This is a genomic window from Rhodanobacter hydrolyticus, assembly GCF_044904645.1.
The window spans coordinates 362,449-384,348 of record NZ_JADIKK010000008.1 but is presented as its reverse complement, the minus strand read 5'-3'; the positions used below and the strand labels follow the sequence as shown (position 1 = coordinate 384,348).

The 21,900-nt window shown below is 64.0% G+C and carries 20 protein-coding genes; 17 read left to right on the top strand and 3 right to left on the bottom strand.

Annotated elements, in window-relative coordinates:
* Positions 1–266: 266 nt before the first annotated feature.
* Together ISP25_RS04205 and ISP25_RS04200 are read right to left on the bottom strand one after the other, a co-directional pair.
* Positions 267–1,019, bottom strand: a complete 753-nt coding sequence (locus ISP25_RS04205) for a LytR/AlgR family response regulator transcription factor (protein ID WP_404611894.1) — start codon at positions 1,017–1,019, stop codon at positions 267–269.
* Positions 1,016–2,215 carry a sensor histidine kinase gene (locus ISP25_RS04200; RefSeq protein WP_404611893.1) on the bottom strand — a complete coding sequence of 400 codons (1,200 nt, stop codon included), beginning with the start codon at positions 2,213–2,215 and terminating at the stop codon, positions 1,016–1,018. The genes ISP25_RS04205 and ISP25_RS04200 overlap by 4 nt, the downstream gene beginning before the upstream one ends.
* 153 nt (positions 2,216–2,368) lie before the next feature.
* On the opposite strand from ISP25_RS04200, the gene ISP25_RS04195 reads away from it, so the two are divergent.
* From ISP25_RS04195 to ISP25_RS04135, 13 genes are all read left to right on the top strand, one after another.
* A complete protein-coding gene (locus ISP25_RS04195; protein WP_404611891.1) occupies positions 2,369–3,289 on the top strand; it encodes a sulfurtransferase in 921 nt (306 codons plus the stop codon).
* A gap of 2 nt (positions 3,290–3,291) precedes the next feature.
* Positions 3,292–3,801 (top strand): YeeE/YedE thiosulfate transporter family protein, encoded by a 510-nt coding sequence (locus ISP25_RS04190; protein WP_404611890.1) that lies wholly within the window; start codon positions 3,292–3,294, stop codon positions 3,799–3,801.
* Positions 3,798–4,337, top strand: coding sequence for a YeeE/YedE thiosulfate transporter family protein (locus ISP25_RS04185; RefSeq protein WP_404611888.1), 540 nt, complete (start codon positions 3,798–3,800; stop codon positions 4,335–4,337). Before ISP25_RS04190 ends, ISP25_RS04185 begins: the two co-directional genes overlap by 4 nt.
* The gene (locus ISP25_RS04180) at positions 4,307–4,918 is read left to right on the top strand and encodes a rhodanese-like domain-containing protein (RefSeq protein ID WP_404611886.1); all 612 of its coding nucleotides are present in this window, start codon (positions 4,307–4,309) and stop codon (positions 4,916–4,918) included. The genes ISP25_RS04185 and ISP25_RS04180 overlap by 31 nt, the downstream gene beginning before the upstream one ends.
* Positions 4,912–6,288: an aminotransferase class V-fold PLP-dependent enzyme gene (locus ISP25_RS04175; protein ID WP_404611885.1), complete on the top strand. Its 1,377-nt coding sequence runs from the start codon at positions 4,912–4,914 to the stop codon at positions 6,286–6,288. Before ISP25_RS04180 ends, ISP25_RS04175 begins: the two co-directional genes overlap by 7 nt.
* Positions 6,289–6,435: 147 nt before the next feature.
* Positions 6,436–7,308: a S1 family peptidase gene (locus tag ISP25_RS04170; RefSeq protein WP_404611883.1), complete on the top strand. Its 873-nt coding sequence runs from the start codon at positions 6,436–6,438 to the stop codon at positions 7,306–7,308.
* 96 nt (positions 7,309–7,404) lie between these two features.
* Positions 7,405–7,968: a hypothetical protein gene (locus tag ISP25_RS04165; RefSeq protein ID WP_404611881.1), complete on the top strand. Its 564-nt coding sequence runs from the start codon at positions 7,405–7,407 to the stop codon at positions 7,966–7,968.
* Positions 7,969–8,358: 390 nt separating this feature from the next.
* Positions 8,359–8,520: a hypothetical protein gene (locus ISP25_RS04160; protein WP_404611879.1), complete on the top strand. Its 162-nt coding sequence runs from the start codon at positions 8,359–8,361 to the stop codon at positions 8,518–8,520.
* Entirely contained in the window at positions 8,508–9,056 is a 549-nt protein-coding gene (locus ISP25_RS04155) for a hypothetical protein (protein ID WP_404611877.1), read from the top strand. The genes ISP25_RS04160 and ISP25_RS04155 overlap by 13 nt, the downstream gene beginning before the upstream one ends.
* 108 nt (positions 9,057–9,164) lie before the next feature.
* A complete protein-coding gene (locus tag ISP25_RS04150) occupies positions 9,165–14,219 on the top strand; it encodes an ESPR-type extended signal peptide-containing protein (RefSeq protein WP_404611875.1) in 5,055 nt (1,684 codons plus the stop codon).
* A gap of 265 nt (positions 14,220–14,484) precedes the next feature.
* Positions 14,485–14,883 (top strand): ArsR/SmtB family transcription factor, encoded by a 399-nt coding sequence (locus tag ISP25_RS04145; RefSeq protein ID WP_225578337.1) that lies wholly within the window; start codon positions 14,485–14,487, stop codon positions 14,881–14,883.
* Positions 14,884–14,893: 10 nt separating this feature from the next.
* Positions 14,894–15,361, top strand: a complete 468-nt coding sequence (locus tag ISP25_RS04140) for an SRPBCC family protein (RefSeq protein WP_225578338.1) — start codon at positions 14,894–14,896, stop codon at positions 15,359–15,361.
* A 121-nt stretch (positions 15,362–15,482) separates the two neighbouring features.
* The gene (locus ISP25_RS04135; protein WP_404611873.1) at positions 15,483–16,337 is read left to right on the top strand and encodes an alpha/beta fold hydrolase; all 855 of its coding nucleotides are present in this window, start codon (positions 15,483–15,485) and stop codon (positions 16,335–16,337) included.
* Between the two features lie 201 nt (positions 16,338–16,538).
* Here the strand turns inward: ISP25_RS04135 and ISP25_RS04130 are convergent, their stop codons facing one another.
* On the bottom strand, positions 16,539–17,963 hold the full coding sequence (locus ISP25_RS04130) for an aminotransferase-like domain-containing protein (protein WP_404612080.1): 1,425 nt from the start codon (positions 17,961–17,963) through the stop codon (positions 16,539–16,541).
* 106 nt (positions 17,964–18,069) lie between these two features.
* Between ISP25_RS04130 and ISP25_RS04125 the strand changes: the two genes are divergently transcribed.
* From ISP25_RS04125 to ISP25_RS04110, 4 genes are all read left to right on the top strand, one after another.
* Positions 18,070–18,972, top strand: coding sequence for a DMT family transporter (locus tag ISP25_RS04125; protein WP_404611871.1), 903 nt, complete (start codon positions 18,070–18,072; stop codon positions 18,970–18,972).
* Complete coding sequence (locus ISP25_RS04120) at positions 18,969–19,661, top strand: hypothetical protein (protein ID WP_404611869.1); 693 nt, start codon at positions 18,969–18,971, stop codon at positions 19,659–19,661. The genes ISP25_RS04125 and ISP25_RS04120 overlap by 4 nt, the downstream gene beginning before the upstream one ends.
* Before the next feature lie 276 nt (positions 19,662–19,937).
* Positions 19,938–20,735, top strand: coding sequence for an oxidoreductase (locus tag ISP25_RS04115; protein ID WP_404611868.1), 798 nt, complete (start codon positions 19,938–19,940; stop codon positions 20,733–20,735).
* Position 20,736: 1 nt separating this feature from the next.
* Entirely contained in the window at positions 20,737–21,741 is a 1,005-nt protein-coding gene (locus ISP25_RS04110) for an AraC family transcriptional regulator (RefSeq protein ID WP_404611866.1), read from the top strand.
* Positions 21,742–21,900 lie beyond the last annotated feature (159 nt).

The following is a 21,900-nucleotide window of genomic DNA, read 5'->3' as shown; positions in this document are numbered from 1 at the left end:
AGCCCACGCCGCGGCGGCGGACGCATCACTCTTACGCTGTTTGAAGCAAGGCCATGCGTGTTGGTCATACGCGGACTGGCGCAAACAGCATCATGAGATTCAGCAACAGCGGCCACCCCAACGGTTAGCCCGTGTTATCGCGAGTAGCGTGTTGTCCGGAGCGGCTCAGGGCCGTGGACCTGTTACTCGTTTGGCCGCAGTGCTTGCAGGCCAAGCCATTGAGACGTCCGGGCTCTCGATGGCCGATCTCTGTTCCGTACACCACATCACATGGCGCGAAAGCGGTGGCGGAATGCGTCGCTCACGCGAAGCGGCTCGGCAATGCCGTGCAGCCAGACCACCAGGCGGCCATCCCCGTCCGGCTTGACCTGCCGGATCGCCGACACGCGGACGATGGCGTTGCGATGGACCCTCCAGAAGACTTCAGGATCGAGCTTGGGTATCAGATCCTTCAGCGGCGTACGGATGTATGCGCTATCGGTGGCGGTGGCGACGCGGGTGTACTTTTCCTCGGACTGGAAAAGAATGACATCGCCGATGTGGATCATCCGGAGGGTGTCGCCGATGCTGGCGGTAATCCAGCTGATCGTCTCCACGGGCTTCAACCGGCCCGCGAGGCTGTCGATCAACGCCGTCAGATCGACCTGCGTGGCCGACTGACGACTGCGCAAGCGTGCCACCGTTTCAGTGAGGCGGTCGGCGCGGATCGGTTTGAGCAGGTAGTCGATGGCGCCGGCATCGAACGCCTTTATCGCGAATTCGTCGTGCGCGGTGATGAAGACGACCTGGGCGGGGCTTACGGCCTGCTGCGCCACCTCGAGGCCGCTGAGTCCCGGCATGCGGATGTCGAGGAAGACGACGTCCGGTTTCTTCGATGTCCATGCATCGAGCGCGGTGGCGCCATTGTCGCATTCCGCGATGACGACCAGTTCCGGCCACAGTCGTGCCAGCATGCCGCGCAGCTCCGTTCGCTGCGGTTCTTCGTCTTCGGCGACAAGGGCCGTGATGGGTGCGGTCATGGGGACGCGAGCGGAATGTGGATGCTTGCACTCACCCCGCCTCCGGTACGTGATGCGATCTCGAAGCGCGCACGCGCTCCGAAACGGTCGTGAAGCTGGGCGCGAACATTCGCGAGGCCCAGGCCGGGTGTGGTGCCGGGTTGCAAGCCTCGGCCATCGTCCTGGACGTGCACGCTCAGGAAGCCGTCCGCGGCGCCGGCGATGATCTCGATACTGCCGGGGCCGAGCTTCGGCTCGATGCCGTGGGTCATCGCGTTCTCCACCAGCGTCAGCAGGATCAATGGGGGGAAGGACATGGCCCGGATCTCGTCGCTCGCATCGACACGAACCTCGATGCGGCCAGCCGTGCGGACCTTCATGATCTCGAGATAGCCCAGGCAAAGATCGATCTGCCGACCGAGCGTGGCTTCTTCGATGCCCGTCGTGCGGATGCGTGGCAAGGCGATGCGCAGATAGGCCGCAAGCGCATCGATGGTTGTCGCCGCGCGCCCGGGTTCGCTGGCGATCAGCGACCGCACCGATGCCAACGTGTTGAAGAGGAAATGCGGTTCGACCTGCGCCTGCAGCAGGGCCAGCCGCATGTCGGCCGCATTCCGTTCCGCACGCAGGTTCTCGATCTGGCGGGCGGCTGCGAACTGGGCGATGCGCCGCCGCTCGCCGAGATAGTAGAGCGTTGCGTAACCGCCGCCAGCCAGGATCAGGGCAAACACAGATGCATTGACGGTGGAGCCGAGAAAATTTGAAACGGCCATGCCTAGCCAGTTGATTCGCATGTGGTGCCCGGCATAGGCCTGCATGAGATGGGCGTGATAGGCGCCCACCCAGTTCAGGGCGACGGCCCCGAGCCAGAGCCCCAGCAGGATCGCCAGGACCACCAGCACGCGTTCCAAGGTGACCGGAAAGCGCCGATATCGAATCAGCGTCGCGAGGAAGGGGCCAGTCGAGACCGTGATCAGCGATGCGGAGCAAGCCCGCAGTGCCAGTCCGGGCCAGTCGCCCCATGCCCCCGTGCCCGACGCATGCCAGAGGCCATACGTGCAACCGGCAACGACTGCCAGCGGCCACAGCACGATTCCCCGGCGCAGCAACCAGGGCCAGGTGAAGGTGCGGAAGCGTTGATAGAGCGCCCAACCATCCAGGTCCGACATCACGCTTTGCGGCACTCGGGCATGCAGGTCGTCGTTGGGAAAATCCATGCGTGACACGTTAGCAAAGCATGCGCCGGTGCGCACACGAACCATCCGCAGCAGGGCCGTTTCATCGCATCGTCGACCGGTTCCGTCGCATGTCCATCCCGCTGCGCTCGGGCGTGCCCTATATCTGCGGCACACACGACATCGGGAGTAACCATGCAGATCAAGATTCTGGCGAAGGCTGCCATAGCGTTCGCGATCCTCGTCGGACCAACGGCCATGCCGTACTGCCTGCACGCGCAAGCCGCTGCGCAGGACGCCACGCAAACCGAGCCATGGGTATCCACCGCGTGGCTGGCCAGTCACCTGCACGACCCCAACCTCGTGTTGCTGCAGGTTGGCGAAGCGTCGCAAGACAAGGCGATGCATATCCCCGGCGCGCGCTTCGTCCATCTTGACGACGTCGCCGCCACGTCGAGCAAGCTTTCGCTGGAATTGCCGACGGCACCGGCATTGCGCCAGCGACTGCAGGACCTGGGCATCTCCGACGGTTCCCGCGTCGTGGTGTACTTCGGCAACGACCAGGTCTCCGCGTCGACGCGAGTATGGTTCACGTTGCAATCGGCCGGACTGGGCGCGCGCGCCGACCTGCTCGACGGCGGCATGCCGAAGTGGCGCCGCGAAGGCCGGCCCGTTACTGACCGGGCCGTCGCAGTTACGCCAGGAACGTTGGCACCCTTCAATCTTCAGCCAACCGTCGTCGATGCGGCGTTTGTGCAGACACACGCCCGCAAACCAGGTTACGTGCTGATCGACGCGCGTGCCGCGATGTACTACGACGGCCTGGAAGAGAGCGGAGCAGATGGTCACCTCCGCCGCGGCCACATTCCGAGCGCGCACAGCCTGCCGTACACCGACATCACCAACGACGATCTCACCCTGAAGAAACCGGCCGAACTGCTGGCCTTGTTCCGCAAGGCCGGGGTGAAGACGGGCGATCGGGTGATTGCCTATTGCCACATCGGCCAGCAGGGAACGGCGGTGTTGTTCGCAGCGCGTGCCGCGGGGATCGATGCCGTGCTGTACGACGGCTCATTCGAAGATTGGACGATGCGTAATCTGCCGGTCGAGCGCTGACGATGCGCACACGCCGTCCTTATGCCGAACCTCACCTGACGGGCGTTTGCCTCGGCCTGCTGCTGCTTGCCTGCTTCGCACTGACGGGGCAGGGACTGGGCGCGTCCGGTGCATTCGCGAGCGTGGCCAGCGGTGTCGTCGGCACCGTCTCGCCGGAAGCGGCGGCACATAGTGCCTACTTCCTCAGCTACCTCCAGGACGGATCGCCGTGGACTGCCTGGATTGTCGTTGAAATCATCGGTGTGCTGATCGGCGCCACCGCGTCGGCGGCGCTGGCAGGGCGAACGCGACTGACGTCCGTCCACGCCATCCGTCCGTCCGCCGGCAAGCTGTTCGCCGGAGTCGCCGGCGGCACGTTGATGGGCATCGGGGCGGCGCTGGCACGCGGTTGCACGAGCGGCCTCGCATTGAGCGGCGGTGCGGTGCTGAGTGTCGGTGCCTGGATCTTCATGGCGGCATTGTTCCTGGCAGGTTTCCTCGCCGCACCACTCGTGCGCAGGCTCTGGCCATGAACGATCTGCTGGTCGCGGGAGGTATCGGCGTGGCATTCGGCTGTGCACTCGAATGCGCCGGTTTGGGCGATCCGCCGAAGCTCGCCGGCCAGTTCTATCTGCGGGATTTCACCGTACTCAAGGTCATGCTGAGCGCGATGCTGACCGCGATGCTCGGTGCCTTCTGGGGCGGCCGGCTGGGCGTGTTTGATTCCGCAGCGTTCTACGTGCCCGATACGTATCTGCTTCCGCAACTCCTCGGCGGACTGGTCTTCGGGCTCGGCTTCGTGCTGAGCGGCCTGTGCCCGGGCACCTCCTGCGTAGCGTTGGCCAGCGGCCGCGTCGAAGGTGCCGCGACGATGCTTGGGTTGTTCGCAGGCGTGCTGCTGGTCGGCATGGCCTTTCCCGCGATCGAACCTTTCTATCGCTCGACGCCGTATGGCCCGTTGACACTCCAACGCCTCACGGGCCTGCCTTACGGAGTCATGGTGGCGCTGGTCACGGTGGTCGCCGTTTCGGTGCTGACATGGATCGCAAAGCGGGAGGCAGGACCATGAAACTCGTGCGACAACTGGGCATCAGTGCGCTTGCATTGGGTTTGGGAGCGCCTTTCGCAGGCAGTCTCTTTCGCACGCAGCCGCGAGGGTTGGATCTGGATTCAATCGCGCGGGCGATCGATGAAGGCTCCGACCACGTCAGTGCGCGCCAGCTTGCGGAGTGGATACGCGATCGCCGGCCCGGGCTCCGCGTCATCGATGTGCGTTCGCCCGCTGAGTTTCGCGATGACCCGATCCCGACGGCGGAGAACGTGCCGATCGACCAGTTGGCGAAGTCGCACTTTGCGCCCGGCCAGACCATCGTCCTTTACTCGCAGGAAGGGGCGCATGCGGGCCAGGCCTGGGTGATGCTGCGCTCGCTCGGCGTGACCCAGGCGGTGTTCGTGCCGGGCGGCCTTGCCGACTGGCGCGACGAGGTTCTGTATCCACTGCTGCCGCCCAATGCCTCGCCCGCGGAGCGTTCACGGATCGAGGCATTGAGCCATTACTTCGGCGGCTCTCCCCGGATCGGGGCGGAGCAGGGCGGCAACGTTGCGAGTGCGACGCGGATCGGGCATGGCTCGCGGAGGCGCGGATGCTGACGCGTGCCATGGAATCCACCGATGCGGCCGACGCCTTCGACTTCGCCGCGCTTCGCGCCAGCGAATTCGCACGCCTGGATGCTGCCGGCATCGCCTATCTCGATTACGCGGCGAGCGCGCTGTACGGTGCCTCGCAGGCACGAGCGCATGGCGAGCGGCTGGCGCAGGGGATTTTCGGCAATCCCCATTCGGAGCATCTCGCATCACGCAACAGCGCCGCCGCGCAAGCGGCCGCCCGTGCCGCGACACTGGCCTTCTTCGATGCCGATCCGGACATCTACGACGTCTGCTTTACCGCCAATGCGACGGCAGCCATCAAGCTCGTCGCCGAGAGCTATCCGTTTTCGCTGCGCCGCGGGCTCATTCTCTCGGCCGACAACCACAATTCCGTCACCGGCATGCGGGAGTTTGCCAGGCGCACACAGGCAACCGTCAGCGTGTTGCCGCTGGATGCGCAACTCCGACTCGACCACGGATCCGCGAACCTGCGAGCGAGCATCGAACGACAAGGCAGGAGCTTGTTCGCATTCCCGCAGCAGTCCAACTTTTCCGGCGTGCTCCACGACCTGTCGCTCGTCGAAGAGGCCCAGGCACTCGGATGCGATGTTCTGGTCGACGCGGCGGCGGCCGGGCCGTCCGGCGCACTCAGCCTGAGGGAGCACTCCGCGGACTTCGTCGTGTGTTCGTTCTACAAGCTATTCGGCCTGCCGACCGGTGTCGGCGCGTTGATAGCGAAAAGGTCGGCTCTGGGTCGCCTTCGGAGGCCGTGGTTCTCGGGTGGAACGGTGGAGTTCGTGTCCATTGCGCACGGGCGGCACGCTCTCAAGCCGGGATACGGGGGATTCGAGGACGGAACTCCCAACTTCCTCGACCTCGCCGCCATCGAGTCCGGATTCGCCTTTCTCGCCAGCATGCCGCGCCCGTGCCTGCGCGCCCATATTCAGTCCCTCGTGCGACATTTCCTGGCACTGGCAGCGACGCTACGGCACAGCAATGGCGCGCCGCTGGTGCGTCTGTATGGCCCTCCGGATATGGAGCAGCGGGGCGGCATCGTCGCCTTCAACGTATTGCAGAACGACGGCAGCGTGCTGCGCTACGAGCACGTCGAACAGCTGGCGCAAGAACACGGCGTCGCCATTCGGGGCGGCTGCTTCTGCAATCCCGGGACGGCCGAGAAAGCATTCGGACTCGATGCCATAGGCGTGGAGCACTGCTTCGACAAACTCGAAGGCAACTTCAGCATTGACGCGTTCCGGCGCTGTACGGGACGTGCTGCCACCGTGGGTGCGTTGCGCCTATCCGTTGGCGCACCCACGACGTACGAAGACATCGCGCGTGCCGTGGCATTGATTGCTGCCTGCAGCGAGTAGACCCGGCGTGGCGGACGCGCATGTTGCGGATCAGGACACCAAGCTGCGCATGCACAAGACCGGAGCCATCCACGGCGTCTCTGAAGCCATCCACGGATGACCAACCGTTGCGCCAAACGAATCAATCACGCCAACCGAAGGAACCACGTGAAGATCATCCTGCGTCTCGCTCTTCCACTGTTGCTGCTCAGTACAAGCGCCAATGCTATCGTGACACGCCACGAGCAGCCCGATGCGCGTTACCGCGTCGACCCGCGAACCATGCCCGCGCTGGTCGATCTGCCCGACGAAGGTCACGGCACGCTGATTGCCCCACGCTGGGTGATTACTGCGGCCCATGCGGTGCACATGATGCAAATCATGCCTGAAGAGCATTTCGTGACCGTGAACGGAAGGCGACGGGCAGTGAGCCGCATCGTTGTTTACCCTGATTACCCCGCTGCGCGAATCGCCTGGCAGCAGATGTTCAAGCAGGTCAAAACGGCGAAACCCGACATCTTTGTGCACCAGTACATGGCGGCGATGGCCAGCATGCACGACATTGCCCTGCTGGAACTCACCGAGCCCGTGACCGACGTTGCGCCGATGCCGATCGATCGCGGCAACGCCAAGCCCGGCATGCTGAGCACGGTTTACGGCGCGGGCGCCACCGGCACCGAGCTAACTGGTGCGCCGGATAGTGAAAGTCATCGCACTCAACTGCGGCGCGCACAGAATCGCCTGACCCAGACTGATGGGCCCTGGCTGCGTTACGTATTCGACTGCAGTGCCGGCGCCCCGGCCCTCAGCGGCGCCACAGCGGGCGGCGACAGCGGCGGCCCAGTCACCGTCCTCGTGGCTGGTCACACCTACCTGGCCGGCGTCACTCACGGCCTGGATGGGACAGCCAGCGAAGTGGAGCGCGTCGTGCGGCAAATGCAGGATGGTTCATTCCGCATGGGCGTATGCGGGCAGCGCTTTGCGGCGGCGCGGGTGGGCTTTTATGCAGGGTGGATTGATCAAACCATGACCGCACATTGAATCCAGGGCGACTCACCCGTGTTGTCGTAAGCGGAACATCTACCGCATAGCTAGCGTCGAGATCCGCGTGGCGTGGACGTCGGTAGCCACCGGATTGTGCCGTTTCTCGTCGCGGCGGAGGCAACGCTTCGCGCAAACCCGCCCTGCGCCGTGATACTCGACCTGCGTGGCGATGGCGATGGCGGTGGCGAATACATCGACACCTGGCATTTCGCACATGCGCTGTCGGACTTGCTCGCGCCAGGCGGTCGCATCTTCGTACTCACCAACGCGCAAGCCTTTTCCGCCGCCATCACGGCTGCCGCATTCGTCAAAGACGCCGGCGGCGATCGGGTCACGATCATTGGCGAGTCGGTCGGCTACCGCCTGTCCTTTTTCTCCGAGGGCAACAAAGCCAGCCTGCCTAATCCAAAAGTATGCGCCTACCCGCAAACCGCGAGACACGACTGTCAACGCTCCTGCGACAACTGGCACGAATGCTCTTGGCCCAACAGGTTCTATCCAGTCACGGTGAAGAGTCTGCAGCTCGATATCGTCGTACCGCTCAGGTACGAAGATTGGAACACGCCACGACACAGCCCTAGGGACTGGGCGCCAGCCAGCCATGCACCTGGGCCGAAGAATATGGGTTCGCGGCCGGAGCCCTTGCGTGAGGCATGAGGGCAGGGCGATCAGGGACTGTTATCGGGGGCTAGAGCAGGACCGCGTTCGACCCATGACGGAGACCGGTTACCCAAGAACAGAACCGTGTCAAAAGGGGTTTGCTCGAGGACATGAGGTGCAGGCGCTCGATTGGTCACATGTCGCGCCGGGTCACAAGATGACTCGAAGAGTGCTCCCGGTCGATAGCAATTACTTGCGGCCTCGCTGAGCCGCCATATGTGCCGTAGGTCTCACTTTTGTTGACGGTGGCACGGTCATTGCTGTGCTTCGCGACTACATGTCTTTGGGATGCATGTGCGATCTGTTCACTTTGTCTCGGACCTTCCCAGGTCCGGGGCCACGCTGCTGTCAGCGATCTTGAGCCAGAACCCGCGATTCCATGGGGGGATGGGCGGCCCAATCGGGAGTGCTTTCAACTATTCGGTCTTCATCTCCGATGAGCAGCGCCGTCGGATGCTCAAGGGTCTGTTCGACAACTACTACGGCCCCGAATACGGCGCCGAGGTAGTGTTCGACACCAAGCGTGGTGCACCAAGATGCGCCATCTGAAAGAGCTGTTCCAGCACGGCAGGGGCATCGCCTGCGTACGGCACGTGTCATGGATCATCGACAGCATCGAACGGCTGATCCGCAAGGACGCCTTCAAGCCTTCGTCCATCTTCAACTATGTGCCTGGCGGAACCGTGTATTCGCGCGTCGAAGGGTTGGCCAACGGCGAAGGCATGGTTGGCTGCGCGTACAACGGTTTGAAAGAGGCTTTCTACGGCGATGAAGCCTCCAAGCTGATGTTGCTGCGTTACGAAACGCCGACGAGCGATCCGGCACGCGCGATTGCCTCAATCTATGACTTCATCGGCGAGCCCGCCTGCAAGCACGGCTTCGACGACATCAGCTATCACGCCGATGAATTCGACCTGCGCGCCGGGATTGCATGCCGCGCGCAAAGAAATCGCTGTACGCGAGCGCACCAGCGTGTTGCCGCCGGATGTGTTTCGTCGTTTCGAAAGCGATGCCTTCTGGCTCGATCTCGCGCTGAATCCGCGCCAGGTGCGGGTGGTTTGAAGCGCGCACGTACGTGCAATTGACGACTTTTTCAGATCGATGGCCGCTTGCCCGCTGCACTGGGATGCACAAGGCAATCGGCTAACCAAGATGCATAAATCAAACGAATAAAAATCAACAGGGGACACATCGTGAATCGCATTTACCACCTTGTTTTCAACCGCACACTCTGCGTCATGCAAGTTGCGTCGGAGTTGGCAAACGCGCCGCAAGGCGGCGTGGTCAACGGTGCGAGCGTGTCTTCGAAACGGGAGTTGAAGTCGCGCCTGTTGGCGATCGCGATGAGTGCAGCCTTGGCGGCGATCACGACGCCGGCGATGGCGCAGACTTGCGTGCCCAGCACGACCGCGGTTTGCGGTGCGAATGGCGGGGACGGTGGTGCTGGTACTGCCAGCGGTCAATCGGGTGCAGGCGGTGCCGGGGCTGTCACATCCGGTGCCTACGCCAACGGTGGCGGCGCAGGTGGTTCGGGCGGTAGCGTGGGTTCAGCGGGCCAGGGTGCCAACAACACCGGTGGAGCCGGTAGCGCAGGACCCGGGGGGGCAGGTGTTGGCGGCGGATTGGGCACGCTGGGCAATGGTGGGGGCGGCGGTGGCGGTGGCGACCTTACTGGTCCAACTTACGGCGGCGGTGGCGGTGGTGGCGGCGGTGGCGTGGGCCAGTCCGTCAGCGGTACATCCTTCACCAATCCGGGCAGCATCGTGGGCGGCAGGGGGGGCAATGGCGGCCTCTCTGGCTCGCCGGGCTATGGCGGTGGCGGTGGTGGTGGTGGCGCGGGCGTGTATGCCGGCACGGGCAGTACGGTCACCAATGGCGCCGGTGCAACGATCACTGGCGGCGCCGGCGGCAACAGCACAGGCGGAATCGCTGGCGGGGGTGGTGTTGGCGTAGCGTTGGTCGGTTCAACACTGACCAATAACGGGAGCATCGTCGGTGGCAATGGTGGCGCAGCCGGTACCAGCTATCTGGGCGGTGCGGGTGGTGTCGGCGTTGTGGCGACGGGCGGTTCCACCATCATCAACAATGGCAGCATCGCCGGCGGTGTTGGTTTTTCCGGCGCGCAGGCCGACGCGATCGATCTGAGCGGCGGCGGCAACACGCTGGTGCTGGAATCGGGTTCGAGCATTACCGGCAATGTGGTCAGCAGCAGCGGTACCACCAATGGCGGCGACACGCTCGATTTGGATGGCAGCGCCAACGCGACGCTCTCTGGTTCGATCGGCGATTACGGTAGCGGTGCGCAGTACCAGGGTTTCAACCATTACGAAAAGACCGGCTCGGGAACCTGGACGCTCGATAGTGTCGGGAACGTCACCACCGTCGGGGCGTGGTCGGTTCAAGGCGGCGAACTGGATCTAGACGGCTTCGGCAGTGCCTTCACGGGCGGCTTCCAAATGTCCTCCGGTACCGTTTTGACGGTCGGCGCGGGCAGCGGTGGCGTCTTCGTGGCCGGTACCTCGGGCGCCAACGGCTCGCACGGCAGCAATGGCACCTACAGTGGTTTCAGCGGCACGTCCGGCCAGTTTGGCGTGTCCGGTGCGGCGGCGGTCAGCGGCTATAGCTTCACGCTGACCAACAACAGCAGCTCGATCCTCGGTGGCGTAGGTGGCATCGGCGGCGCCGGCGGCAATGGGGCCAGTGGCGGCTCGGGTGGCTATACGAATTATCACGGGGGCGCCGGCGGCGAGGGCGGTGCCGGCGGTGCGGGTGGATATGCGGTGTCGGGCACCGGCTTTACGCTCACCAACCGGGGCCGTTTGTCCGGCGGTGCCGGCAGCCTGGGCGGTGCCGGCGGGAGTGCTGGCGACGGCGGTACCGACTCGACCGGAAATGGCGGCGGCACCTACGCCGGTGCGCTCGGCGGTCAGGGCGGCGCCGGCGGCGCCGCGGTATCCGGCAGCCAATTCACGTTGACCAACAGCGACAACGCGAGGATCTACGGCGGCTACGGCGGAGTCGGTGGCGCTGGCGGCGTGGGCGGCAATGGCGGCTACGGCGGCAATCACGGCGGCGCCGGCAGTGCCGGTGGCGCGGGTGGCATGGGCGGCTATGGCGCCTCGGGCGTGCAGGGTGGTGACTTCACCGCTACCAACTCCGCGTTCATCCAGGGCGGTACCGGCGGTAATGGTGGCATGGGCGGCAACGGTGGATTCGGCGGATCGTCGTCCAGCGACGACACGTCCACGCTGGGTTCCACCGGGCCGGGTGGCGCAGGCGGTGCCGGTGGCGGCGGCGGTTCGGCGGTCAGCGGTTACGCCGCCACGGTGACCAACAGTGCCGGAGGAATACTCCAAGGCGGCGGCGGCGGCTCAGGTGGCACGGGTGGCGCCGGGAATTTTGGTGGTATGGCGAGCACCGGGACCGTGGGTGTCAGCGGCAGCTACGGCGGCGCCGGCGGCGGCGGCGGGAATGGCGGCGCAGCCGTCATCGGCAGCACGATTTCGCTTGCCAACCAGGGCACCATCACCGGCGGCTTGGGTGGTTACGGCGGCGCCGGCGGCATCGGCGGGATGGGGTCTGAGTCGGCCAACGGAGGGACAGCGGTGGCTGGAGCTGGCGGCGCCGGTGGCACGGGCGGTGCGGGCGGTGCGGGTGGCAACGGCGGTGCGGCGATCGTGGGCGCGGGAGTGACTCTAACCAATGGCGGGGCCCTGCAGGGCGGCTTGGGTGGTCAAGGCGGGTTGGGCGGCACCGGTGGCGCGGGTGGTTATTCGTATCGGCACGCCGGCGGCAACGGCGGGGCCGGCGGTGCCGGCGGCGCGGGCGGCGCCGGCGGTACGGGCGTCGTCCTCATCGGCGCAAGCTCGTTCACCAACACGGGTCTCGGCACTACCGTCACCGGCGGCAACGGCGGTGCCGGCGGCAACGGCGGTGCGGGCGGTGGTGGTGGCTATTCCTTCAGCGCATCCAATGGCTTGGCCGGAGCGCAAGGGGTTGGCGGCGCGGGCGGAGTGGGGGGCGCCGGCATTAGCGCCGGAACGGGCGACACGATTACCAACGATGCCGACGCCTCGATCCTTGGCGGCAATGGCGGTATTGGCGGTACGGGCGCCATCGCCGGCAATGGCGGCAACGGTGGCGTGGGCGTGTCCGGCACCGGCTTCACGTTGACCAATGCCGGTTCGGTGCACGGTGGCAATGGCGGAGGCGCAGGTGCGTATGGCGGCGTAGGCGTCGTCTCGACCGGCGGCTCGACCGTCATCAACAGCGGCCATATCGCCGGTGGCTCGGGCGCAAGCGGCGCTCAGGCGGATGCGGTGGATCTGAGCGGCGGCGGAAATACGCTGATCGTGGAAGCGGGCTATGTGTTCACCGGCAATGTGGTGAGCACGAGCGGCACCACGAATGGCGGCGACGTCTTCGTGCTTGGCGGCAGCGCCAACGCAACCTTCAATCTGGGTGCAATGGGTGTGGTAGGCAGCGGCGCAGCGATTCAGGGCTTCGCGAATCTTGGCAAGAGCGGCAGCAGCACGTGGACGTTGAGCGGCACCGGCAACGCGAACCAGTCGTGGACGATCACCGACGGCACGCTGGTTGGTAACACCGCCAGCATCGTCGGCAACGTGACGTTCTCGCCGGTAGGTGGCGGCAGCGCCAACCTCACGCTCGACCAGTCGACCAGCGGCATCTACAACGGTGCGATCAGCGGCTCGGGCAACCTCGCGAAAATCGGCAGCGGCACGCTGATTCTTGATGGTGCAAACACTTACACCGGCGGCACGGCCGTACAAGCAGGTACGTTGGAAGTAGGCGACAGCGCGCACAGCGGTGCATCCATTGCAGGCAGCGTAACGGTAGACGCAGGCGGTACCCTGCGCGGTCACGGCGCAATCGATGGCAATGTCACGAGCGACGGCACGGTATGGCCGGGTGGTTCGGTGGGCGTGTTGACCATCAACGGCAACTACACGCAGAACGGCGATGCATCGATGCAGATCGATATCACGCCGACGCAAGCCTCCGAGTTGGTAGTGAACGGCAACGCCATGCTTGCCGGCACGCTGAGCCTGGTTTACGCGCCAGGTACCTACACCGGTGCGACGTATACGTTGTTGCGGGCCGACGCAGTGAGCGGAACCTTCGCGACGACAAACGCGACGGGCTCGGTGCCCACGGGTCTTGACGCAAAGGTGTCGTACGGCGCAACGGCGGTCGCGCTGACGCTGGCGGCACCGGGAACACCGATAGCGCCGCCGACCGTTGTCCAGCCGCACGACGGCGACGTATACGCGAACCTGATACGTAGCGTCGATCTGGTCGGACAACAATCGTTGGTCACCGTGATGGGGGCAACGTTGCGTCCGGCCGACACCTCATGCGGTACGGCAAACGGGGCGCACACCAACGCCGTCACCTCCTCGTGCAACAGTGGCTTGTGGATGCAATACAGCGGCGGCACCGATTCGCTCTCGGGCAGCAACGGTCTGAACAGCACAACGTTCGGCCTGCAGGGTGGTTGGGATCACGCCGTGGCTGACGTGGTGCATATTGGTGTGGAAGCGGGCTACGACCGCATCAATGGCAACGATCACGACGGTGGCAACGGCAGCATCGACCATGTGCATGGCGGCTTGTACGTGTTCGGCGATGCGGGCCCCGTCGTGCTTTCGGGCGTGCTCGACGCAGCGCACAGCAGCTATGGGGTGAATCGCGCAACAGGTATCGGTCACGCGATTGCCGATCCGGATGGCAGCATCACATCGGCTGCGCTGCAGGCCGCATGGCCGCTGACGGCCGCGCAGTGGCAAGTCACGCCGGTCGTGGGTGCGCTTTATCAGCACCAGACCATGAATGCCTTTGGTGAAACCGTGCCGAGCAACAACCCGCTCGCTTACGTCTTCGCGGTCAACGGCGCACGCACCACGTACAACACCATGCAGCCGTATGCGCAGGTCTCCTTCACGCATGCATTCGTCGCACAAGGTGTCAGCTACGTGCCGCAGCTCGACGTCGGCTATCGCTACAACTCACGCAGCGACAATACGCCGGTGGTGCAGGAAACCTCGCAAGACGGCACCGTGTTCGCAATGCCCGCCGACAACCTGGGCCGCGGCATGGCCACGGTGGGCGCACGCATCACCGCGAAGGCGGCTGCATCGTGGGGTCTGTACCTGGATTACCAGGGGCAGTTCTCCAATCACCTGAGCGACAACGCGTTGAGTGTTGGCTTCACCAAGCAATTCTAGGCAACACGCGGGACATCGATTGGAGGCCCCTCAATGCCCTCTGAAACGTCTTTGTTGATTTGAGCCAATGTGAAGCAGTGCTTCCCTGGTTAGTAACGGTAATCGGGGCGGGGCCGCCATCTGCTTTCAACCCTGAGGGACCCCGATGTCTTGATCTGGCTGCCATAAAGCCGACGCTCGGAACGTTACCCAAGCTCGGCATACGCAGCTTGGGTTCGGAGCGACAGGGGAGCTACATGCGATTTGCGCCCGTAAGGTCATCCGCTTGCAAATCACCCAAGCGCACCTTACAGTGAACCAAATGGTTCACTATCAAGCCCGCCTCGACGCAACGTTCGCCGCGCTCTCCGATGTCACCCGGCGCGGCGTGCTGGAGCAGCTCGGGCGTGCAGATGCCTCAGTCACCGACCTCGCCCAACGGTTTCGCATGACCCTCACGGGCATGAAGAAGCATGTCAGCATCCTGGAGCAGGCGGGACTCGTGACCACGGAGAAGGTCGGGCGCGTACGAACCTGCAAGCTCGGACTGCGCCGGCTGGAAGAAGAGACCGCCTGGATCGAGCGGCACCGCGAACTCTGGAGCGCGCGCTTCGACGCGCTGGACGAGCTTGTCGACCACTTGAAACGCGAGGAGAAGGCAAATGCCAGAAGCAAAAGAAGGTAGTTCCGCCGCCATGAACCGCACCACTGTGGAGCGCAAGTCCAACCGCGAACTGGTCGTGACGCGAACGTTCGATGCCCCCGCGCGCATCGTCTTCGAAGCGTGGAGCAAACCCGAATTGTTCAAGCAGTGGTGGGTTCCGAAGTCGGTGGGCATGTCGCTGGTCTCGTGCGACATGGATATTCGCACCGGGGGTACGTATCGCCTCGTGTTCAGCCATCCGGACTTCGATCAACCGATGGCGTTCTTCGGCACGTACAAAGAAGTAACGCCGCACAAGCGTCTCGTATGGACGAACGAAGACAGCGACCAGGGTGCCGTGACCACGGTAACGTTCGAAGAAAACGCCGGCAAGACGCTGCTCACCTTTCACGAAATCTACCCCACGGAAGCGGCCCTCGACGAAGCCCTCGCCGGCTCGGCGGAAGGCCTGCCCGAACAGTTCGCGCAGTTGGATGAGTTGCTCGCTGGCAGATCGTGACCACGCCGCAGTCGCCGGTGTATGGAAGGGATGGCGATAAAAACGCACGATCACCACGGCGCTGACCCGTTCGGCGCCATGTGAGGACGATATGCTCAGACGCGATTTCCTGAAGACTGCCATGGCGACCGCAGTACTGACTGCGGTCTTTCCCATTCAAGCCAGGAAGACTCCCACCATGTCGAACGAGCATTTTGCCGACGTCGATGGCCAGCATCTCTTCTACAGCGTGCATGGCGCCGGCAAGCCGCTCATTCTTCTCCACGGCGGCATCGACCCGGACAGCTTCGGGAGCAATCTGGCCGTACTGGCCAAGGGTCGGCAGGTGATCGCCCCCCATCTCCAGGCACACGGGCGCACGCCAGACACCGCCAGGCCACTGCGCAGTGAAACGATGGGTGACGACATTGCCGCCCTGATCGGCCATCTGAACCTCGGCAAGGCCGACGTCATGGGCTACTCGCTGGGCTCCAGCGTCGCACTGCAGACCGCTATCCGCCATCCGGACGTGGTCGACCGGCTCGTGCTCGTGTCCACGGCGATGAAGCAGGACGGCTTTTATCCGGAAGGGGTGGAGGCCTTCAAACAGCTGGAGGCGAACGCCGCCACGCTCGGCCCTGGCGTCAAGGCATCCCCGTTAGGGAAAGCCTATCCCGATGTCGATTGGACCAACCTCTTCAGGAAGGTCGGCGACATGACCAAACGTCCCTTCGACTGGAGCGCCGAGGTCGCCAAGCTTCAGGCACGCACACTGCTGGTCTATGCCGACGCAGACGCCATCCGGCCCGAACACATGGTGGAGTTCTGGAAGGCGCTGGGAGGCGGCCAGCGCGATGCCGGGATCGATGGCTCCCTGCGACCCGCAAACCAGCTCGCCATCGTGCCGAACACCACCCACTACACGATCCCCGTCGATCCGATGCTGCCGGAGATCGTCCAACGCTTCCTTGGATCTGCAATGAAGGCAGTAGGTTAGGAGAGCGCATCAATGCGATCCATCGCGATCGTTTCATTCTGGTTCCGGTATCGAGCCAGCTTCTCCCGATGAAACTCCCCTCCTGGATCGAAGGATGTCGCCATGACCCAACTTGCCCAGATACGGTTGTGGAAGCAAAAGGGCATTGTCCAATTGGGCGTCGGTGCCAACTAAACAATTTCCGATCCTCGACGCGGCAGGCTACGGAGCCTTGACCTTCGACCCGCCGAGTCTGGCCACCAACATGCCGAGTTCCTTCATGGCCCGGTCCAGTCGCTGATCCCACACCAGGCCGCAACTGAGCCTCACGTAATCGACGTAGTCGCCACGGCTGGAAAACAGCACGCCAGGCGAGATACGGATCCCCTTCGACAAGGCTGCCTCGAACAGCGCACGGCTGTCGCTGCGCTCGGGCAACTGCACCCACAACGACATGCCTCCTTGTGGCTCGCATACACGCGTATCGGCAGGCCAGAAACGCGCGATCGCTTCCAGCAGGCGCTGCCCGTTGTCTGCCAGCGTTCGGCGAAGGCGGCGAAGATGCCGCTCCAGATCGTGGCGCTGCAGGTAGTCCGACATGGCCAGCTGGGTAAGGCTGGTGCCTCCCATGGTGGAGAAGAACTTGGCACGCACCAAAGCGTCTGTCCACGGGTTGCCCGCCAGCCAGCCGAGGCGCAGACCAGGCGCCAGCATCTTGGAAAACGAGCCGCAGCTGATCACGATGCCGTGGGTGTCCCACCGGCGAAGCGGCGAGGGGCGTTGCCCGGACCAGGCCAGCTCGCCATAGATATCGTCCTCGATGATGATGACGCCGTGCCGGGCGCAACGGCTCACCAAGGCTTGCTTGTCGGCGTCGCTCGTCAGGCTGCCCAGTGGGTTGTTGAAGTTCGGCACCAGAACGGCCGCGCGCACCGCGTTCTGCTGCAGCAGGTGGTCCAGACGAGCTACATCGATGCCACGACCCGGCAGGTTCGGAATTTCCAGCACCTTCAGATGCAATGCGGCGACGGTCTGAAGGATGCCGTGGTAAGTCGGTGTTTCCACCAGCACCACGTCGCCCGGAGAAGTGGTCACGCGCAACGCCAGGTTGATGGCCTCCATCGCACCGGCGGTGATCACGATTTCCTCGGGCGATACCGGCGCACCTACCTGGGCATAACGCTGGGCGATCAGGCGTCGCAACGCCAAGTGGCCTTGCGCCGGCGCGTAATCGAACACCGCCGCGGGCGCACGGCGCAGGCAGCGCGACACCGATGCTTTCAGCGCGGCTTGCGGCAGCAGATCGAAGGCTGGTGTCGCACTGTGCAGCGGTAGCAGGGCGCCATGCGCACCTGCTTCCGTGGCATCGAGCAACGCGGGGTTCTTGATTTCGCCCGGTGCGCGGTTCCTTGCGGGCCGCGGTGCCGGCGGCAGTGTCGTCGATGCACGGACGAAATACCCCGAGCGCGGCCGTGCAACAACGAGGCCTTCGCGCTCCAGTTGCAGGTACGCCTGGACCGCCGTGGCGACACCGACACCGTGTCCCTGCGCCAGGTGCCGAATCGACGGCAAGCGCTCGCCTGCCCGCAGCGTGCCGTGAGCGATTTGCGTGCGCAGAGCCGTCGCAACGCGTTCATAGAGAAGCAAGGGGACACCCCATCTGTACTTGTCTATTTCGATTCTATCTGAATCTGTATCTGTCGCATCGAAGGTCCTACGCTGCCTTTCATCGCTCCGGAAGATCCAGCCGACCATGGTTCCCTCATCCCGGTCCAACGAAACGCGCGGTGTCGTCCTGCAACTGGTGTTCGCCGAGTGCCTGATCGGCTCGGTGGGCGTGTTCGTGCATGAAAGCCACCAGGACGCGGTTACCGCAGTGTTCTACCGCTGTCTGTTTGGCGGCTTGTTTTTGCTCGGCTGGGGGCTGGCCAAGGGCTATCTGCGGGGACTGTGGCGCGAGCGTGCGCTGCTCCGTGGCGCGGTGCTGAGCGGGGTGCTGCTGGTACTCAACTGGGTGGCATTCTTCGGCGGCATGGCGCGCTCGTCGATCGGTGTCGCCACATTGATCTATCAGTGCTACCCGTTCGTGATGCTGGTCCTCGCCGCGTTGATGCAGGGCGAACGTACGCCGCCCGCCGATCTGGCGTGGACCGCACTTGCCTTCGTCGGAGTGGTCTGCGCCAGTGACCCTCTCCATCTGTTCCGCGATGCCGAATCGTCCTATCTCGTCGGTGTCGGATTGGCGTTCCTCGCAGCGCTGTTATGTGGTGCATCGCTGTTGATGTCGCGCCAAGTCGGCAAGGAACGTCCGTTCGCACTGGTCATGATCCAGTGCTGGGTCGGCGTTGCCATGCTCGCCGGATTCAGCAGCCGCAGCGTGTTCCACATGGGGCTTCACTGGATGTGGTTGCTGGGCCTTGGGGTGATCCATAGCGGCATCGTATATGTGCTGTTCTATTCCACTTACCCACGCCTGCCGGTGGCGACCATCGCCGTTGTGTCGTTTATCTATCCGTTGGTGGCGCTGCTGCTGGACTATCTGCTGTACGGGCATCGTCTTGCAGTGGTCCAGGTGACGGGTGTCCTGCTGATCGTGCTGGGCACGCTGGGCGTGAACCTCAAGTGGCGGCCTGGCTTCGCATGGAAAGCGACATGACCGGATCGTGGCCGCACCTGTCTGCGCGCTTTCAAATATCAACACTGCAAGAGAGCTATCTGATGATTCATCGCATGCTTGGCTTCGCCACCACCCTGTCGCTGTTGCTGTCCGCAACCAACGCGATGGCGGAGACGTTACCCATGGATATTCCGCAGCTCGACCGGAACCAGGAAATCACCATGGCACTCAGCGCAGCACCGCAGGAGTTGCAGGCGGACGCCGGTGTCTATGTACTGGAGCATTCCGGATTCGTCCTGGTCCGAGCCAGCCACAACGGGTTCAACTGCCTCGTCGAACGCGATACTCACGTGACCGCGCCGGTCTGCTATGACGCCGAGGGTTCGCGCACCACGCTCCAGGCAAGCCTCGAACGCGCGCGAATCATGGCGAGCGGCACGGCCGGCCCGGATGTCGATCGCATGATCGACGCCGAATATCACGCCGGACGTTTGCGGCCACCCGCAAAGCCCGGTATCGCCTATATGCTCTCCCGCGACTTCGTGCGGCTGGACCCGAAAACGGGGAGGGCGACGGTGCTGTATCCACCTCACGTGATGGTGTATGCGCCGTTCTTGCGAAACGAAGACATCGGCGTCCCGAAGCAGTTCGTTCGCAGCACCACCCACGTATGGGTGGAGGCTTCCGGCAAACCGGACGCGTGCCTCGTCTTTGCGAGTGCCCACTAAGCCTCCTTGAGCACGGATGAACGGCGCAACCTGATCCAGCAGCGGGGCCGGCTGCTCGATCAGGGTAAAGCGATTAGCCCGTGTTATCGGGGGCAGGGTGAACGTCCGCTCTCGACCACCCAACCCGGGCGGCTGAACACTGAATGGCTGTGATCCAGACTAGGATCGCTCTGGCACCTTTAGCGAGCGGATTGGCGCTGTCCGCTAGTTTCGTGGCGCGTGATGCAGCTCAAAGTGGCATCACATTCCCAACGGGCGCAGCCCAAGGTTCCAGCCATGAGCATCATCCTCGTCACCGGTGCATCGTCCGGCATCGGCAACGCCACCGCACGTAGCCTGTTGCAGCAGGGTCATACGGTTTACGTCGCGGCGCGGCGCGTGGAGGCCATGCAGGATTTGGAGGCACAGGGTGCAATCCCGCTTCGCATGGACATTACCCAGGAGACCGACGTTGCAGCCGTGGTCGAGCGTATCCAGAAGAAGCACGGCGCGTTGGACGTACTGGTCAACAATGCCGGCTACGCCATCTACGGTTCGGTCGAGGAGACCGCGCTGGACGATGCGCGGGCGCAGTTCGAGGTCAATCTGTTCGGTCTGGCACGCCTGACCCAGTTGCTGATCCCGGCAATGCGAGAGCGAGGGCGCGGGACCATCGTCAACGTCTCGTCGATGGGCGGCAAGATCTACACCCCGCTGGGTGCCTGGTATCACGCGACCAAGCACGCGGTAGAAGGCTGGAGCGATGCGCTGCGGATCGAGCTGGAGCCATTTGGCATCGACGTGGTGGTGATCGAGCCGGGCATCATTGCCACGGAGTTCGGTGATGTGATGACCCGGCCGATGCTGGATCGCTCTGGGGGTGGCCCCTATGGCAAGCTGGCGCACGCCATCGCCGGATCCAAGGCGCCGATGTCGCAACCGAGCGTCGTGGCAGAGGCCATTAGCCGTGCCGTGCAGGCGCGTCGCCCGAAGACACGCTACGTGGCCGGCAACCTGGCGCGGCCCCTGATGTTCGTGCGCAAATACTTTGGCGACCGCGTCTATGATCGCCTGATCATGAGCCAGTTCCGCTGACATGGCACGCAACAGCACCTTTCCGGTCGATCCAGGCTGGCGTCCGTTACTGAAGGATCTGGGTATCCGCAGCGATACCCTGTTGCGCCGCGCCGGCCTTACGGAGGAACTGTTGGCACGCCCCAACAGCGGTCTGACCACGGCGGAGTATTTCCGCTTCTGGGAGAGCCTGCAGGCCGAAGCAGGTGACCCGTTGCTGCCGCTGCGCCTGGTGGAGGCGATCCAGGCCGAGTCTTTCAGTCCGCCGATTTTCGCGGCGCTTTGCAGCGCGAACCTGCTGCAGGCGGGGCAGCGGCTTTCGACATACAAGAAGCTGATCGCGCCGATGAGCCTGACGGTGGACGTGGGCCGCGATGGCACGCTGACCCTGACGCCGCATTGGCTGGAGGCGCAATCGCAGGTGCCGTTCGTAGTGGTGGCCAGCGAGCTTGCATTCCTGTTGCGGCTTGCGCGTCTGGCCACGCGCGAACCCGTCGCGGCACTGCGTGTGATCATGCCGCAGCTTCCGGCCGTCGCGCAGGCCAAGGCTTACGCAAAGTTCTTTGGCGTGGCGCCTCGACAAGGCGCTGCCGCAAGCATCGGATTCACGGCCGCCGATGCAAAGCGGCCGTTCCTCACCGCCAACGATGCGATGTGGCAGGTGTTCGAACCCGATCTGCGCAAGCGCTTGGGCGAACTCGACGGCAATGCCAGCACCGCCGAGCGCGTTCGCTCGGCACTGCTTGAGTTGCTACCGGGCGGGCAATCGGGGATCGAAGCGGTCGCTGCTCGCCTTTCGATGAGCAAGCGGACATTGCAGCGCCGACTGGAGGAGGAAGGCGAGAACTACCGTTCCCTGATCAACGGCACCCGCGAGGCGCTTGCCCGGCACTACCTGATGCAGACCGAACTCTCCGCCGGAGAGATCGGATTCCTGCTCGGCTTCGAGGATCCCAACTCGTTCTTCCGCGCCTTCCAGGACTGGACGGGAACGACCCCTGAAGCAACGCGAAGGTTTGCTCATTGACAGAGCCGACGTCGTCTTCTCAAGAAGTCTGCTAAATCCGTCCGCTACTCAGAGCGGGAGCTTCACCACCTGTCTACGCGGGAATGACAGCGTGGGAGGTTTTTCGAGGTTTGCCTGCCAAGTCGCCGGTCGTTACGGCTTGCCACGACTTGCCAAGTG

Excerpts from the sequence above, each read along its gene's own strand:
- ISP25_RS04110 (WP_404611866.1), top strand. The coding sequence starts at position 20,737 with ATGGCACGCAACAGCACCTTTCCGGTCGATCCAGGCTGGCGTCCGTTA.
- ISP25_RS04185 (WP_404611888.1), top strand. The coding sequence starts at position 3,798 with ATGAACGATCTGCTGGTCGCGGGAGGTATCGGCGTGGCATTCGGCTGT.
- ISP25_RS04195 (WP_404611891.1), top strand. The coding sequence starts at position 2,369 with ATGCAGATCAAGATTCTGGCGAAGGCTGCCATAGCGTTCGCGATCCTC.
- ISP25_RS04140 (WP_225578338.1), top strand. The coding sequence starts at position 14,894 with ATGAACCGCACCACTGTGGAGCGCAAGTCCAACCGCGAACTGGTCGTG.
- ISP25_RS04190 (WP_404611890.1), top strand. The coding sequence starts at position 3,292 with ATGCGCACACGCCGTCCTTATGCCGAACCTCACCTGACGGGCGTTTGC.
- ISP25_RS04205 (WP_404611894.1), bottom strand. The coding sequence starts at position 1,019 with ATGACCGCACCCATCACGGCCCTTGTCGCCGAAGACGAAGAACCGCAG.
- ISP25_RS04200 (WP_404611893.1), bottom strand. The coding sequence starts at position 2,215 with ATGGATTTTCCCAACGACGACCTGCATGCCCGAGTGCCGCAAAGCGTG.
- ISP25_RS04115 (WP_404611868.1), top strand. The coding sequence starts at position 19,938 with ATGAGCATCATCCTCGTCACCGGTGCATCGTCCGGCATCGGCAACGCC.
- ISP25_RS04155 (WP_404611877.1), top strand. The coding sequence starts at position 8,508 with ATGCGCCATCTGAAAGAGCTGTTCCAGCACGGCAGGGGCATCGCCTGC.
- ISP25_RS04160 (WP_404611879.1), top strand. The coding sequence starts at position 8,359 with ATGGGCGGCCCAATCGGGAGTGCTTTCAACTATTCGGTCTTCATCTCC.
- ISP25_RS04120 (WP_404611869.1), top strand. The coding sequence starts at position 18,969 with ATGACCGGATCGTGGCCGCACCTGTCTGCGCGCTTTCAAATATCAACA.
- ISP25_RS04175 (WP_404611885.1), top strand. The coding sequence starts at position 4,912 with ATGCTGACGCGTGCCATGGAATCCACCGATGCGGCCGACGCCTTCGAC.
- ISP25_RS04125 (WP_404611871.1), top strand. The coding sequence starts at position 18,070 with ATGGTTCCCTCATCCCGGTCCAACGAAACGCGCGGTGTCGTCCTGCAA.
- ISP25_RS04180 (WP_404611886.1), top strand. The coding sequence starts at position 4,307 with ATGGATCGCAAAGCGGGAGGCAGGACCATGAAACTCGTGCGACAACTG.
- ISP25_RS04135 (WP_404611873.1), top strand. The coding sequence starts at position 15,483 with ATGGCGACCGCAGTACTGACTGCGGTCTTTCCCATTCAAGCCAGGAAG.